Source organism: Mucilaginibacter sp. P2_D11, from assembly GCF_056404435.1.
Genome location: NZ_JBFUEA010000025.1, coordinates 41,631 through 55,997, shown reverse-complemented (window position 1 = coordinate 55,997; position 14,367 = coordinate 41,631). Strand labels below are relative to the sequence as shown.

The 14,367-nt window shown below is 47.3% G+C and carries 13 protein-coding genes and 1 pseudogene; 9 read left to right on the top strand and 5 right to left on the bottom strand.

What is annotated here, in order from left to right; genetic code table 11:
• A pseudogene (locus tag AC1DXC_RS25685) lies at positions 1-207 on the top strand (IS4 family transposase); the annotation flags it as partial.
• A 77-nt stretch (positions 208-284) separates the two neighbouring features.
• Here AC1DXC_RS25685 and AC1DXC_RS25680 read toward each other — a convergent pair.
• Together AC1DXC_RS25680 and AC1DXC_RS25675 are read right to left on the bottom strand one after the other, a co-directional pair.
• Positions 285-845, bottom strand: a complete 561-nt coding sequence (locus AC1DXC_RS25680; protein ID WP_477462036.1) for a YciE/YciF ferroxidase family protein — start codon at positions 843-845, stop codon at positions 285-287.
• Between the two features lie 114 nt (positions 846-959).
• Entirely contained in the window at positions 960-2,288 is a 1,329-nt protein-coding gene (locus tag AC1DXC_RS25675) for an APC family permease (protein WP_477462035.1), read from the bottom strand.
• A gap of 547 nt (positions 2,289-2,835) precedes the next feature.
• Here AC1DXC_RS25675 and AC1DXC_RS25670 point away from each other — a divergent pair.
• Together AC1DXC_RS25670 and AC1DXC_RS25665 are read left to right on the top strand one after the other, a co-directional pair.
• Positions 2,836-3,570, top strand: a complete 735-nt coding sequence (locus AC1DXC_RS25670) for an acyl-CoA desaturase (RefSeq protein ID WP_477462034.1) — start codon at positions 2,836-2,838, stop codon at positions 3,568-3,570.
• Between the two features lie 201 nt (positions 3,571-3,771).
• Entirely contained in the window at positions 3,772-5,028 is a 1,257-nt protein-coding gene (locus tag AC1DXC_RS25665; RefSeq protein WP_477462033.1) for a pyridoxal phosphate-dependent aminotransferase, read from the top strand.
• Positions 5,029-5,204: 176 nt separating this feature from the next.
• On the opposite strand, the gene AC1DXC_RS25660 is transcribed toward AC1DXC_RS25665, so the two are convergent.
• A complete protein-coding gene (locus AC1DXC_RS25660; protein WP_477462032.1) occupies positions 5,205-5,921 on the bottom strand; it encodes a hypothetical protein in 717 nt (238 codons plus the stop codon).
• Between the two features lie 54 nt (positions 5,922-5,975).
• On the opposite strand from AC1DXC_RS25660, the gene AC1DXC_RS25655 reads away from it, so the two are divergent.
• Together AC1DXC_RS25655 and AC1DXC_RS25650 are read left to right on the top strand one after the other, a co-directional pair.
• The gene (locus AC1DXC_RS25655) at positions 5,976-6,683 is read left to right on the top strand and encodes an SAM-dependent methyltransferase (protein ID WP_477462031.1); all 708 of its coding nucleotides are present in this window, start codon (positions 5,976-5,978) and stop codon (positions 6,681-6,683) included.
• Positions 6,684-6,689: 6 nt separating this feature from the next.
• Complete coding sequence (locus tag AC1DXC_RS25650) at positions 6,690-8,285, top strand: FAD-dependent monooxygenase (protein ID WP_477462030.1); 1,596 nt, start codon at positions 6,690-6,692, stop codon at positions 8,283-8,285.
• Positions 8,286-8,348: 63 nt separating this feature from the next.
• Here AC1DXC_RS25650 and AC1DXC_RS25645 read toward each other — a convergent pair whose 3' ends face one another.
• Positions 8,349-9,152: a helix-turn-helix domain-containing protein gene (locus AC1DXC_RS25645; protein WP_477462029.1), complete on the bottom strand. Its 804-nt coding sequence runs from the start codon at positions 9,150-9,152 to the stop codon at positions 8,349-8,351.
• A gap of 267 nt (positions 9,153-9,419) precedes the next feature.
• Between AC1DXC_RS25645 and AC1DXC_RS25640 the strand changes: the two genes are divergently transcribed.
• Positions 9,420-10,148 carry a GDSL-type esterase/lipase family protein gene (locus tag AC1DXC_RS25640; RefSeq protein WP_477462028.1) on the top strand — a complete coding sequence of 243 codons (729 nt, stop codon included), beginning with the start codon at positions 9,420-9,422 and terminating at the stop codon, positions 10,146-10,148.
• 158 nt (positions 10,149-10,306) lie between these two features.
• Here the strand turns inward: AC1DXC_RS25640 and AC1DXC_RS25635 are convergent, their stop codons facing one another.
• Positions 10,307-11,965 carry a glutamine--tRNA ligase/YqeY domain fusion protein gene (locus AC1DXC_RS25635; RefSeq protein ID WP_477462027.1) on the bottom strand — a complete coding sequence of 553 codons (1,659 nt, stop codon included), beginning with the start codon at positions 11,963-11,965 and terminating at the stop codon, positions 10,307-10,309.
• A 290-nt stretch (positions 11,966-12,255) separates the two neighbouring features.
• Here AC1DXC_RS25635 and AC1DXC_RS25630 point away from each other — a divergent pair, with 290 nt between their 5' ends.
• Genes AC1DXC_RS25630 through AC1DXC_RS25620 form a run of 3 tightly spaced genes read left to right on the top strand, consistent with a single transcriptional unit; the run spans position 12,256 to position 14,094 of the window.
• A complete protein-coding gene (locus AC1DXC_RS25630) occupies positions 12,256-12,678 on the top strand; it encodes a cobalamin B12-binding domain-containing protein (RefSeq protein ID WP_133233779.1) in 423 nt (140 codons plus the stop codon).
• Between the two features lie 11 nt (positions 12,679-12,689).
• Positions 12,690-13,487: an enoyl-CoA hydratase/isomerase family protein gene (locus AC1DXC_RS25625; RefSeq protein ID WP_477462026.1), complete on the top strand. Its 798-nt coding sequence runs from the start codon at positions 12,690-12,692 to the stop codon at positions 13,485-13,487.
• 55 nt (positions 13,488-13,542) lie between these two features.
• Positions 13,543-14,094 carry an outer membrane beta-barrel protein gene (locus AC1DXC_RS25620; protein ID WP_477462025.1) on the top strand — a complete coding sequence of 184 codons (552 nt, stop codon included), beginning with the start codon at positions 13,543-13,545 and terminating at the stop codon, positions 14,092-14,094.
• Positions 14,095-14,367 lie beyond the last annotated feature (273 nt).

The window sequence follows — 14,367 nt, the reverse complement described above, 5'->3', positions numbered from 1 at the left end:
CACCTGGTTTCCCTTAATCAAAATGGACTGCAGGTTATGTTATATATGACATTGATAACCAGTATGCTGGTGTTGATCTACAAAAAAGGGAATAAACAGGGCTATAAAACTTCCAAAAGACGATTTGCTATGGAAGTCAGAGACTTGGCAATCGCTCTGATCGTTATACAATGCGGCGGTGATCCAGGCCTCTTTTTTAAAACATAAAAAATGGCCGGAATTTCTTCCGACCATTCGTGCCCCGCAGGCAGCCCTTTTTATTTACTGTTGAAAGAGATACCGAACTATTCTTTTTCGGTTTTGGCAGTATCATTGATGCCGGCTTCTGCAATTTGGGTAAGCAGGCTATCACAGGCTTTTTCTTCATTAAGTGTTGCTTGCAGCAAATCCGCAGCTTCTGAGTAACCAAGTGTCAATGCCAACGTCCGCAGGGTACCGTACGATGCAATTTCGTAATGCTCAATCTTCTGCGCGGCAGATATGATGCCGGCATCGCGGGTTAAGGTACCTTTCTCGGTCTCGCCTACAATTTCATCGCCTTCTTTTAAAAGCCCGGCCATAGCTTCACATTTTACGGCTACTGCTTTTTCATCTATCGATGCAAAGGCGCTTTCCAGGCGTGTGATGTGGTTTTCTGTTTCGGCGATGTGCGCTTCTATTGCGTTTTTAAGCTCATCAGAAGTTGCGGCTTTTTGCATTTTAGGCAAGGCTTTCACAAGGTGCTTTTCTGCCCAATAAATGTCTTTCAGTTCATCTAAAAATAATTCGTTCAGGGCCGAGTCTTCAACCACATCGGTCATCTCGGGTGCTTTTTTGGCGCTTGGTGCTGTTTTAGTAGTTGCCATGGCTTTATGTTTTTGATTTTGTTTTATATGGTATAAACACAACCGGCAACTATTGGTTTTAGTTACTATGTAATTAATTTAATTATAACGATTTGTTGCGTGGCATAGCAATATTTACCTATGCCTCCTGAAATGCGGTTTCCGCCAGCACACTATCTGCCAAAATAGTTCGGCTGTGCTAAGCACTGCAATGGCAAAAAGCGCAGCTTTTACGCCGCCGCCTTCGGATGCGAAGGCCCCGGCCAAGGCGATGAAATATACGCCGAATGGCAACAACGCCGCCACACAAAGCCCTGCGGTGCTTAGAGGTATGCGGAAAGGGCGCTTGGTATCAGGCTCGGTAATGCGCAGGCGGATAAGCGAGATATACTCCAGCGAGAGGCCCGCACCGTAAACGGTCACGTCGATAATCAGCAATTCGGCCAGGGGCCATAATATCATGACGCTGACCACCAGCGAGCAAAGGATGATAGAAACATACGGCGTACGGAACCGCGAATGCAACATATTTAGTCGTTTGGGCAACAGGCCATCGGCCGCCATGGCCTTGGGCACGCGTGATACCGAGAGCAACACCGCAGCATAAATGCCCAATGAACTGGCCATGCCGCCCGCCGCCAAAATTGCACCGAGCCAATGCCCGCCAATCAGTTGGCCAAGAGCAGGGAAGCCCTTGTCAAAAAAAAGCTGATGGCCAATGCCCGATTGTATGGCTACTGCTACCGCAAAGAAGTAAACCACCATTACCAGCGCAAAGGCGATAAAAGTAGCCCTGAGGTAAGAGCGCACGGGTTTCTCCACCTCCTCGGCATAGGTGGTGATGTTATCCCAACCCAGGCAGTTCCACATGACGAAATAAAGCGACATGCCGAAGGATGGGAACGACAGACTATGCAAGGTTTGATGAGGTATGGCCAGGCTGCCGCCATGCTTGTAAATGGCCATCACAAACAAAACGATAAGCGGCGACAATACCGCCGCACCCAGGAATAAGGCCACCCGGCCCACGGGGACTATCCCCAATATATTGAGCCCTGCCGATGCCCAGATGATGCAGAGGCAAACGGGTATGCGGTATGCTGCTATCCCCGGGAAAAAGAAGGATGCATAAATCACGAAGAGTCCGGGGTATATGGCCAGGTCAACAAAGGTGTAGATCCATGTCCACCAGCCTTCGTAAAAGCCCCAGCGTGTACCCAGCGCGTGCTTAACCCATTTGTAATAACCGCCGGTAACGGGCATCATGCTGTTGAGTTCTATCACGGTGAAAATGGCAGGCACATCCCACAGCAGCGGTGTTACCAGCAATATCAGGATGGCAGAATGGTTGCCTGCATAGGCCAGTAATTGCTCCAACCCGTAGGGCCCGCCGGATACCGTAAAGAATATCAACGCAACCAGTTGATAGGGTTTTATCTTTCGGTTTAAGGCGGGCTGCTGCATGGGCTATAAAAATATCATAAAATAGGGATTTGCGAAATATTGAGTGCATTTTGCCATCCCCATAATAAACCAAGTGTTCCACTTTGCGAGTGGAACACTTATTTTTTAATTAGCATTGATTATCAGTGCTTTACTTAATTAAGTGGAACGCTTTGGAACACCCTGCTTGTTTAAGTAACCTGTGCAATGCTTTAGTTTACACTTACTTAAACAAAACAGACAAAAACAAGCGAAACACTTTTTAAAACAAAAGTGGAACACCTAATGTAAACCCTAAACCGGACTAACCGCTTCTTGTAGATACAAAGCCATAGGGTCGATTGTGGAATTGGTCTGAGATTCTTTGCGGCTCCGCGCGAACTACCGTTGTTGTGTCGATGTGCTATCACGCTCTCTACAGGAATCCTTCGAATTACCCAAGCCCTTGCGCGCATTGTTTCTTAAAAGCCAATCCCGCAATTTATCCCGTGTTTTTAAAACCAAATCGCTTTTAAATCGTATATTTGTAATGATTATAAATAATACCACCATAATTAAATAGACTGCTGTGATAATACTCATCTTCTTTATTGCCCACTGGTTTTTATCCCTGTTCTTCCAAACGTTTTTCCTGCACAGATACGCTTCGCACAAAATGTTTACTACAAATAAATTTTTTGAACGGACGTTTTACATAATGACCTACGTTTTTCAGGGTTCATCGTTTTTAAACCCAAGGGCTTACGCCATTATGCACCGCGAGCACCATGCATACAGCGATACCGAGAAAGACCCGCATTCACCGCATTTTTTCACCGATGTTTTTCAGATGATGTGGCATACCGTGTTAAGCTACCGCGACCATATCAAACGTTTAAAAGAACCGGAGGAACGCTTTAAAGGCAACTACCCCGAATGGAAATTCCTGGATTATATTGGTTCGTCTATCGTTTCCCGCTTAATCTTCGGCGGCTTATACATAGCTTTTTACGTGCAGTTTGCAACTGCGTGGTGGATGTTCCTGCTAATCCCTATCCATTTCATGATGGGCCCAATCCACGGCGCTATTGTAAACTGGTGCGGCCATAAATACGGTTATGCTAACTTCGATAACAACGATAAATCAAAAAACACTACGCCTTTCGACTTTTTTATGTTGGGCGAATTGTTCCAGAATAACCATCATAAACGCCCAAACAATGCAAACTTCGGCGCCAAATGGTTCGAGATAGACCCGGTTTATCCGGTAATGAAACTGATGCACTGGGCCAGGATTATCAGGCTCCGAAAGGCATACTTGTAACAGAAGCAAGAAATTAGATACAAGAATCAAGAAAGACGGGAATCGAAAGATATCCCGTCTTTTGCTTTTGAGTGAAGTTTAGTTATTCCTTCTACTGGTGCTTGTCGTGCTGTTTCTTAATATCTTGATTTCTGGCTCTTGCTATCTTGCTTCTTTCTGAGGCTGTCTTTTATCTTCCGGCAAAAATCTATATTTGCCCTCATGAAAGTATCGGTATTAGCGCAAAATTTAAGCGGCTCTGAAATTATTAAGATAGCAGGCGAAATAAATGAGTTGAAAAAACAGGGGCAGAACATCGCAAACCTCACCATCGGCGATTTCGACTCGAATATTTACCCTATCCCTACCGAACTGAAAGAGGGCATTATTGATGCCTACAACCACAACCAAACCAATTACCCCCCGGCAGATGGGATGCTTAGCCTGCGCGAAAGCGTTGCGGGTTTCCTCAAGAGCCGCCTGGGTTTAGCATACGCGCCCAATGAAATATTGATTTCGGGCGGTTCGCGCCCATTGATATACTCTACTTACCTGGCTTTGATAGATCCGGGCGACTGGGTGGTTTTCCCGGCACCATCGTGGAACAATAACCACTACTGCGACCTTACCGGTGCGGAGCCCATCATCGTAAACACCCGTGCCGAAAACAACTTTATGCCTACGGCAGATGAATTGCGCCCGCATATTAAAGGCGCAACGTTGCTGGCCCTGTGCTCGCCCTTGAACCCAACCGGCACGATGTTCAGCAAGAAGGACCTGGAGGAGATTTGCGACCTGGTGATTGAAGAAAACAAAAGCCGCCCCGCAAGCCAAAAACCTTTGTATTTATTATACGACCAGATATACTCGCAACTAACCTTTGGCGAATACAAACATTACGATCCGGTAACCCTTCGCCCCGAATTGAGGGACTACACCATATTTGTAGATGGCGGTTCTAAATGCTTTGCCGCAACCGGCGTGCGTGTAGGCTGGGGCTTTGGCCCGGCAGCAATCATCAACCACATGAAAGCCATCGTTGGCCACATGGGGGCCTGGTCGCCCAAGGCAGAGCAGGTTGCCATGGCCGAATATTTAAAAAACGAACCTGTTGTTGATACCTTCCTGGATAAATTAAAGGCCGACATACAAGCCAGCCTGAGCACCCTGCACGTGGGTTTCCAGGCGTTAAAAGCCGAAGGCTTCGCTATAGATTCCATTGTGCCGATGGGGGCGATATACCTCACTGTTAAAGTTGATTATATAGGCAAAACAACCCCCGATGGCAAAGTGCTCGCCAACTCGGCCGATGTAAACTTTTACCTGATCAAAGAAGCAGGCGTAGCGTTAGTGCCATTCTCTGCCTTCGGTACAGATGATGTGAACCCTTGGTTCCGCGTATCTGTAGGGGCAAGTACCCTGCAAGAGGTTGAAGATTTATTGCCGAGGGTGAAAGCGGCGTTGGCGAAGCTGGTGTAATAAAAAACTAAGCCAAATTGTCATTGCGAGGAGCAGCGGGGTGGTGGTGTGAGGGCGCGACGCGGCAATCTCATAGGACAAGCACCGCTGCTTTGCACGTTTGTTAAATGTCCTATGAGGTTGCCACTCTATCGCTCGCAATGACAAAACTGAAATGATGTAAACCGCGAACTGACCTAAGCCGCACTGGATATAAACTTCGCCAAACTCCTTTTCGCCACGGGCAATAAAGTTTGCTCCAGCGGGAAAGCAATATCGCTTTGCACATAATATACGGCCGGGTTGGGCAGGTGCTTGCGGCGGCGGATCAGGTCGAGCTTGATATTTTCCGGTGTGTTCACGATGCCTTGCTCATAGGTTTCTACAAACTGCACATTAATGCCTCGGAATTTATCATCCTTATTTTCAAAAATAGTTACCTGGTATTCGTAAATGTAATTGGTGCATTCCTTGCCGTTTCGCAGGCTAAAATACCCATGGTAAGGCATTAAGGGCACCAGGCCGATAGGGTCGATAACGAGACGGCTTTCAACAAAATCATAAATTTCTTTGCCCGTTTGTATAGCAGGGTTCATCTTGGCAAGCGCGTAATAAATAATGCTTTCAATTTCGGCCATCGAGTTATCATCCTGCACTATTTTTTGGTAAGTAAGCTTCACGGCATCTATATCTGCCTTGGTTAGGCGCTGCGGAAAAGTTTGCTGCAAGGCGGTTTTGTTGTTCCTGAAATCGAGCAGGTTGTTGTAGTGGAATATCAGATCGCTCAGGTTTGGGTATAAGCGGCTTTTATCAAAATGGCGGTTTATCTCCTGCAGGTAATCCAACAAAATGTATTTTTTATGCTCAAAATCTATCGAGCCTTCTACGAACCAGTTAATGCCTAATGATTTCATACGTTTACCAATTTACGATTAGCTTAAATTAAATAAAAAACGTCAATTTGCAGCATGCAATCAGGAACGCTTTTTTTAATACCCGTACCCCTCGCCGATGATGCTGCTGCAAAATCGCACACGCCGTACCTCGTCGACACCATAAACGCCGTAAAAGAATACATTGTGGAGAACGAAAAAACCGCCCGCCGCTTTTTAAAGGAGGCCGGTTTGAAGACCCCACAAAGCGAGCTGTTGATACACGATTATGGCAAGCATAACCGCGACAGTGGCCTAAAGGAGTTCTTTACCGGTTTGATGGCTGGCAACGATGTTGGTTTAATGAGCGAGGCAGGCTGCCCCGGCATTGCCGACCCCGGTGCCGATATTGTAGCCGAAGCGCACCGCAAAGGCATCAAGGTAGTGCCTTTGGTGGGCCCAAGTTCTATATTGCTTGCGCTGATGGCATCTGGCTTTAACGGACAAAGCTTTACCTTCCACGGGTACATCCCCATTGATAAAGTAGAACGCGCCAAAAAAATAAAGGAGATGGAGGTGTTGGCCGATAAGAAGCAAACGCAGATATTTATTGAAACGCCCTTCCGAAACGATAGTATGCTGGAAGATGTGCTTAAACACAGCAAGCCGCAAACCAGGCTTTGCATTGCCTGCGACATCACCGCCTCTACTGAATTCATCAAAACCCTTACCATTGCCGACTGGAAGAAGCAAGTGCCCGACTTGCGCAAGCGGCCGGCTATCTTTTTGTTGTTCCACGCCTGATAAGCCATGATACCGCTGCCGAAACATACACAGGTGCTTCTTGTAGGCGCAGGCCCATCCGGCCTGATGATGGCTGCGCAATTGCTGCGCTACGGCATAGTACCGCTTATCATAGATACCCGGCAGGGGCCAACTGCCCAAACAAAGGCATTGGCGGTGCAGGCCCGATCCATGGAGATCTATAGGCAAATGGGGCTTTCCGGGCAGGCACTTAAAGAAGGCAAGCTAGCTGCCGGGGCGGTATTGCACCGTGGGGATACCGTTATGGCCCGCATCCCCCTCAAAGAGATAGGCGCAGGGCAAACACCGTTTCCCTACGTTTTTATGCTGCCGCAGAGCAAAAACGAGCGCATTCTGCTGGATTATCTTACGCTAAACTGCTGCCCGGTTTACTGGGAAACATCGCTTAATACGCTAAGCCAAACAGCAGATGGTGCGGATGCAGTACTACAAACAGGCGATGCCACCCACACCCTCCATGCCGATTATGTGATTGGCGCCGATGGCGCGCATAGCGTGGTACGCAAGCAATTGGGCATACCCTTTAGTGGCGATACTTACGCGCATAAGTTTTACCTGGCCGATATTAAATTCAAAGATGGCTTTGACGATGACTGCCTGCATATGTTCCTATCAAGCGGTGGTTTTGCGGCGTTTTTCCTGATGCCCGAGGAACGGACTTACCGCGTTGTGGGCAATCTGCCTGCGGCACTGGATAAGGATGGCGTTACTTTTGAAGAGGTATTGCCGCATCTGCGTGCCGTTACCGCCCAGCCGCTTAATGTAGAGGACAAAAACTGGTTCACCGTGTACAAGCTGCACCATCGCATGGCCGATAAATTCAATGAGGGCCGCTGTTTTTTAATCGGCGATGCCGCGCACATCCACTCGCCGGTAGGCGGACAAGGCATGAACACCGGACTGCAGGATGCCTACAATCTGGCCTGGAAACTGGCCGGCGTAGTAACCGGACAATTGAAGCCAGGCATATTAAACAGCTACGCCGAAGAACGCATGCCTGTGGCCCGCGCTTTACTTAAAAGTACCGATAGGGCTTTCAATATCGTTACCTCGCAAAACATTTTCGCCAATTTGTTCAAACGTTTTGTCGTTCCACGGTTGCTTAAATATGTCTGGAAAAAGGATAAGATGCGCACGGAGATTTTCAGGGGCCTGTCGCAGATAGGTATCAGCTATCGCGATAGCAAACTAAACCTCCACTTGAGCCACAACAGTAAAATAAAAGCAGGCGACAGGCTACCCTACCTGGAGATATTCGACGAGAAGAAACAAGAGCTGACCGATATACACACCTGGTGCAGCAAGCCCGGGTTCACGCTGATAACCATCGGCATTGTGCAGGAAAACTACTTGTTTGCCCTTGCCAAATGGATTACGCAGGAATATAACCTGACGCTCAACTTTTTCCACTTGCCCCCATCAGACAAAAACCAGCACATCCTCGATACCTTCGAGATACGCCCGGGCCAGCGCAAGGCCCTCATCATACGCCCCGATATGTACATCGGGTACGTAAACGATATCATCGATATAGAAATGATGGACAATTACCTGCGGGATGTGGTAGGATTTGTCGGGTGAGCCCCCTAACCCCCTGAAGGAGGAACTTTTGATTAGCGGGACCGACTAACTATTGGCATTGGGTTAAAGCCCCACACTTCGATACCGTGCCGGTTGAACCCCATAGTGCGCTTTAAACGCGCGGCAAAAAGCACTCGCGTTTTCAAATCCGCATCTCCAGGTAATCTCATGTATTGGCTTATTGGTATGTTTCAACAGTCCCACGGCCCGCTTAAGCCTTACCTCAATCAAATACTGATGTGGAGTAGTGTTAAAAACTGCCTTAAACTGCCTGATTAATTGGGGGATTGACAAGCAGGAAATGCTACTTATTGCCTCTAAATCGGGTTGTTCCATATAGTACGATTCTATCACGTCCTTCGCCACGCATAACCGCTTATATATTTCAATCCTGGTATGTTGTTTTACCGCGTTTATGCCGTTTGCATGGCTTATCCCCGATATCTGTGTGCTGATCAAATGACGCAAAATAAACACAAGGTATTCATCAACCATAGCGTTATTATATCCATAGCTGTTAAGCGATGCGATCAGATCCTTTAATTTTACTTGTAACGCGGTATCAATGTCGTTCAGTGTTTGAAAGAACTCCGGGTTTACCCGGCCGGCCGTAAACGGGTCATCAAGCAGAGATCCTTCCTGATGGCGCATGTCGCGAAACACAGCCGACGCGAACTCTTCTTTAAAAAAAACCGACACGCTCCTTACTGCTTCACCGCTATCTATCCGGGAGGAATAAGCCTGATTGTTGTTCATGATCAGAAATTTCCCCGGCCTTACGGCGATGTGCCGGTGGCCTATGCCGTACCATTCTTCCCCGCTTATTACCGTTTTAAAAGACAGGCAGCCAACGTGGTGATCGCACATACTATAACTGCTCAGCGCATTAAAAATAATGTTTTGTTTTTTAAACCGACTAAAATGCGATTGTTCATCAAAACCTGGTTTAGCGTGATCTGGAAAGCTATCGAAATACATATCCTTAGTTAATTGAACGTATCCGTTTGTTTTGGTGGCCTATTGTAATTGATCATTTGTGCACATTTTTCGCCTGTTTAAAAACATATCCTTGCAGCTGTTACGGGTTCGAAGGCAAAAGGACAGCTAAAAACTTAAAATCATTTAGAAATTTATATGGAAATAAAAAACACAACAAACTTAATTTTTACTGCCGCGCGTTATACCAAAAAACTAAGCCTGCTGCTATTTTTTTGCCTGTCGTCGGTTGCCGTAATTGGCCAAAATATAAGGTACGATACCATACGTTATGCAAAAGAATACTACCAAAAGCGTGTAGCTACTTTTAACAGCGAAAAGGTAGTGAAATATAAAGTTATATTTTTAGGGAATAGCTTAACGCAATTTGGCGACTGGGGTAAACTTTTAGGCGATTCTACAGTAATTAACAGGGGAATTGCAGGCGACAATACTTATGGTGTTTTAGCGCGTTTGAACGACATCATGATTCGTAAGCCGGAGAAGCTTTTTATCGAAATTGGAATAAACGATATCTCCCAAAACATTCCTCAACCAATCATCATAAAAAACATACTGTCAATTGTGAAACAGGTTCACAAAAATTCGCCCGGCACAAAGGTTTATATTACAAGTATTTTACCAACAAACGATGATGTGAAAACAGAGTATCCGGCATCGTATCATAAAAACAAGCAGATAAATTTTATAAACAGCGAATTAATACGGCATGCGGATGCGGTAAATTACACTTACATCGATTTAAATAGCTGGGTTAAAGATAAAAAAGGAGACCTGGACATGAGGTATGCAAAGCCCGACGGAATTCATCTTAGTCAACAGGGTTACGACATATGGGTAAAACTTATCAACAAGGAAATACAATAAGGGCAAGAAATTTTGTTTTCATTGTGGCCAGCTTGCATTAAATGCAGGTATTTGCGAGAGAAAAGTGATAGAACAAAAAAGCTTGCCGTATTACCGACAAGCTTAAATATTTCAATACACAAGTGAGCAACGGCTAACTGAGCACTGCCCACTGCAAACTATTTTTTCACCCAGCCATCCTTCAACGTCACCGTGCGGTTAAACACCAGTTTATCTGCAGTTGAGTTCTTATCCAACGTGAAATAACCTTTACGCATAAACTGCACCGGGGTGCCAATTTTGGCGTTGGCCAAATCGGGTTCTATATAAGCTGCGGTTAACACGTGCAGGCTGTTGGGGTTGATATAATCTTTAAAATCGCCGTCCTCATTGCTGGGGTCTTCCACCTGGAAAAGGCGGTCGTACAGGCGCACTTCGGCAGTTTTGCCGTGCTCTACGCTCACCCAGTGGATGGTACCCTTAACGTTGATGCCGCTGGTGTCGTTACCGCTTTTCGATTCGGGAATGTAGGTGCAATGTATCTCAGTGATATTGCCATCAGCATCCTTAACCACGCTTTCGCCTTTAATGATGTAGGCGTTTTTGAGGCGCACCATACCACCAATGCTCAGGCGGAAGTATTTCTTGGCCGGCACTTCCATAAAGTCCTCGCGCTCTATCCATATCTCGCGACCGAATGGAAACTCGCGACTTCCATCGCCACCTTCCACTTCGGGGTTATTCTCACCCTGGAAGGTATCCGTTTTACCTTCTTCGTAGTTGGTAATTACCAGCTTCACCGGGTCCAACACGGCCATACGGCGCCAGGCGGTTTTGTTCAAATCCTCGCGGATGCAAAACTCCAGCAAGCCCACATCAATCATGTTCTCGCGTTTGGCAACGCCAATGCGTTCGCAAAACTCGCGGATGCTGGCAGGCGTGTAGCCACGCCGGCGCAGCCCGCTAATGGTAGGCATGCGCGGGTCGTCCCAGCCGTCAACGTGACCATCGGTAACCAGTTGCAGCAGCTTGCGCTTGCTCATCACCGTATAATTCAGGTTCAAACGGGCAAACTCGTATTGCTTGCTTGGGAACAGGTTCAGTTTCTCGATAAACCACTCGTACAGCGGGCGGTGGGGGATGAACTCCACTGTGCATATCGAGTGCGTAATTTCTTCAATGGCATCGCTTTGCCCGTGCGCAAAATCGTACATCGGGTAAATGCACCAGGCATCGCCTGTCCTGTGATGGTGGGCATGCTTAATGCGGTACATCAAAGGGTCGCGCAAGTGCATGTTTGGCGAAGCCAGGTCAAGCTTGGCACGCAGCACTTTGGCTCCGTCGGGGTATTTGCCGGCTTTCATATCGGCAAACAGCTGCAGGTTCTCCTCAACGCTGCGGTTGCGGTACTCGTTACCTACGCCCGGTTCAGTTGGCGTACCTTTTTGTATGGCAATTTCCTCAGCGCTGCTGTCATCAACGTAGGCGAGGCCTTGTTTGATTAGCTCAGCGGCAAGGTCATATAGTTTATCGAAATAGTCGGATGCGTAAAGCTCTTCGGCCCAGTCGAAACCAAGCCATTTTACGTCTTCTTTGATGCTATCCACATACTCCACATCCTCTTTTACAGGGTTGGTATCGTCGAAACGGAGGTTGGTTTTACCGCCGTAACGCTGCGCCAGCCCAAAGTTCAGGCATATCGATTTTGCGTGTCCGATATGCAAATAACCATTGGGCTCGGGCGGGAAACGGGTTAAAACCCTGCCGCCGTGCTTACCTTCGGCAATATCGCCCTCAACAATTTCCTCTATAAAATTCAGTGATTTTTCTTCGCTCATGGTATCTCTAACAGGCTGCAAAAGTACGGAAAAATTGGCTGTCTGAACTCGAATTTAACGAATTTTAGGAATTGGCAGAATGATGGTTAAGCGTTTTAAATTCTGTGAATTCGCCTAATTCTTTAAAATTAGAGTTCAGACGAAAATAGCCTGCAAAGCTCTGTGCCTCTCTGCGACTCCTCTGCGTGCTCTGTGGTTAAAAACTCCCGCCGAAGAAGACGCAAAATATTGCGTCTCTACCAATCAGAAACAATTTTCTTACTTTTACCACCAACCAACCGCCGTTTACCATGAGCGATACCCAATTCAACCGCCCCATTCGTGTTTTAGTAGCCAAAGTAGGGCTGGATGGGCACGACCGCGGCGCACGCATCATCGCTACCACCCTGCGCGATGCGGGTATGGAGGTAATCTACACTGGCCTGCGCCAAACCCCCGAAATGGTGGTGAATACCGCGCTGCAGGAAGATGTGGACGCTATTGGTATCAGTATCCTCTCGGGCGCACACATGACGGTCTTCCCCAAGGTAATGGCACTTATCAAACAAAAGGGAATGGATGATGTGCTCCTCACCGGGGGCGGTATTATACCTGCTGATGATATGGCAGAACTCAAAAAAATAGGCGTAGGCGAACTCTTCCCGCCCGGTACCAGTACGGCAGATATCGTAAAATACATTACAGAATGGGTACATGCCAACCGTAACTTTTAATACCACATGAAATGGATTACTACAATCTCATCAGAACGGACAATATTAGGCCCGACAACAGGCGCATAAGATACATCACCATCAATCGCGAAAGCAAGCTCAACGCTCTCAACAAACAAACCCTGCAGGAACTGCATGCTGCCCTTACCGAGGCATTCGCAGATGTGGCGGTCGGCGGCATCATCATTACCGGGGCAGGGAACAAAGCCTTTGTTGCCGGTGCAGATATTGCCGAATTTGTAGGTGTGGATACCGAAGGCGGCAGGGCTATAGCGCAGGAGGCGCAAACTAATGTGTTTGATTTGATAGCCAACGGTAGCAAACCCGTTATTGCAGCTGTAAATGGTTTTGCCCTTGGCGGCGGGTTGGAACTGGCCATGGCCTGCCACATCCGAATTGCCAGCGATAATGCCAAAATGGGCCTGCCCGAAGTTACCTTGGGCTTGATACCCGGCTACGGCGGTACGCAACGCTTAACCCAACTGGTAGGCAGGGGTAAAGCGCTGGAGATGATTATGACGGCGGATATGGTAACCGCCGCGCAAGCTTTGCAATCGGGCCTGGTGAACCATGTAGTACCTCAGGAAGAGTTGCTGCCTAAAGCGGAAGAAATCCTCAACAAAATACTTACACGTGCACCCCTGGCATTGGCATCCGCAATAAAAGCAGTTAACGCCGCATCCACCGAATGTGTAAATGGGTATGAAGTGGAGATCGCCGAATTTTCCAAATGCTTCGGCACTGAAGACTTTACCGAAGGCGTGGCGGCATTTATAGCCAAACGCAAACCCGAATTTAAAGGACAATAAGAAACTTATGCAAAACTACCGGCTAATTTTCAACTGCAAGATGTATCGGGCAATCATGGGGGCACTCGCGATTGTGTCCTTTTTGACTATTGCGCCGGATGCAGCACGCGCGCAATTCATCAGCAAAGTACAATTCAGTATCGGGCCGGATATTGGTGTAGTGACGGGCTCGCTTGCCAATACCCATACTGCAATGTTTGGCGGTTCGGTGCAGGTAGGGCTCCCGCTCAACAAAAGGCTTTATTTTACAATTGATGGCGGTTATAATTACTTTTTGGGCAAAAGGCAATCCGTTGCGCAACCTCCAAATATCCCGCAGGTTAATTATATCGGTGTAAAATCGGTACCCGCAAAACTGGGATTAAAGTATTACCTCAGCCCGATATGGTTTGCGCAAGGCGAAGCAGGGGCGGCTTTCTTTTCCGGCACCCCGCGCACATCATATGAACCAGGTACAGCTTTCGTTTATTCGCCTCAAATTGGCGTGGAGTTGCCTGTGGGCCGTCATCGCGTAATGGCATCACTGCGCTACCAATCCACCATCCCGAAAGGGAATAGCGCTGTTAAAATAAGCTTCCTCGGGCTACATGCGGGCTTCGGTTTTTAAAGTTATCAGGCCCATCGGGAACGACGTTTTACCCGCAATATGTCCATTTTACGCGTTTTCAGGCTAAAAAGGCACTTCGGTGGTTTAGTTTGAGGGCTTTAAATATTACCTAAGAACAACCATTTGGCCTCTTCTTTACAATGCCCTGACTAAAACACCCATCCGGTCAAAAAATAAAATATTGTTAATCAAACGATTGAATTAACCTTACAATCCGATGAAAAATCGGTAGCGGTTTGATGCTTTAATTTGTCCTGTGCTAATCAAAACAGC

What these genes read in the sequence shown, in the direction of transcription:
- AC1DXC_RS25680 (WP_477462036.1), bottom strand. Translation starts at nt 845, where the DNA reads ATGGCAACTACTAAAACAGCACCAAGCGCCAAAAAAGCACCCGAGATG.
- AC1DXC_RS25675 (WP_477462035.1), bottom strand. Translation starts at nt 2,288, where the DNA reads ATGCAGCAGCCCGCCTTAAACCGAAAGATAAAACCCTATCAACTGGTT.
- AC1DXC_RS25665 (WP_477462033.1), top strand. Translation starts at nt 3,772, where the DNA reads ATGAAAGTATCGGTATTAGCGCAAAATTTAAGCGGCTCTGAAATTATT.
- AC1DXC_RS25660 (WP_477462032.1), bottom strand. Translation starts at nt 5,921, where the DNA reads ATGAAATCATTAGGCATTAACTGGTTCGTAGAAGGCTCGATAGATTTT.
- AC1DXC_RS25655 (WP_477462031.1), top strand. Translation starts at nt 5,976, where the DNA reads ATGCAATCAGGAACGCTTTTTTTAATACCCGTACCCCTCGCCGATGAT.
- AC1DXC_RS25650 (WP_477462030.1), top strand. Translation starts at nt 6,690, where the DNA reads ATGATACCGCTGCCGAAACATACACAGGTGCTTCTTGTAGGCGCAGGC.
- AC1DXC_RS25645 (WP_477462029.1), bottom strand. Translation starts at nt 9,152, where the DNA reads ATGTGCGATCACCACGTTGGCTGCCTGTCTTTTAAAACGGTAATAAGC.
- AC1DXC_RS25640 (WP_477462028.1), top strand. Translation starts at nt 9,420, where the DNA reads ATGGAAATAAAAAACACAACAAACTTAATTTTTACTGCCGCGCGTTAT.
- AC1DXC_RS25635 (WP_477462027.1), bottom strand. Translation starts at nt 11,965, where the DNA reads ATGAGCGAAGAAAAATCACTGAATTTTATAGAGGAAATTGTTGAGGGC.
- AC1DXC_RS25630 (WP_133233779.1), top strand. Translation starts at nt 12,256, where the DNA reads ATGAGCGATACCCAATTCAACCGCCCCATTCGTGTTTTAGTAGCCAAA.
- AC1DXC_RS25625 (WP_477462026.1), top strand. Translation starts at nt 12,690, where the DNA reads ATGGATTACTACAATCTCATCAGAACGGACAATATTAGGCCCGACAAC.
- AC1DXC_RS25620 (WP_477462025.1), top strand. Translation starts at nt 13,543, where the DNA reads ATGGGGGCACTCGCGATTGTGTCCTTTTTGACTATTGCGCCGGATGCA.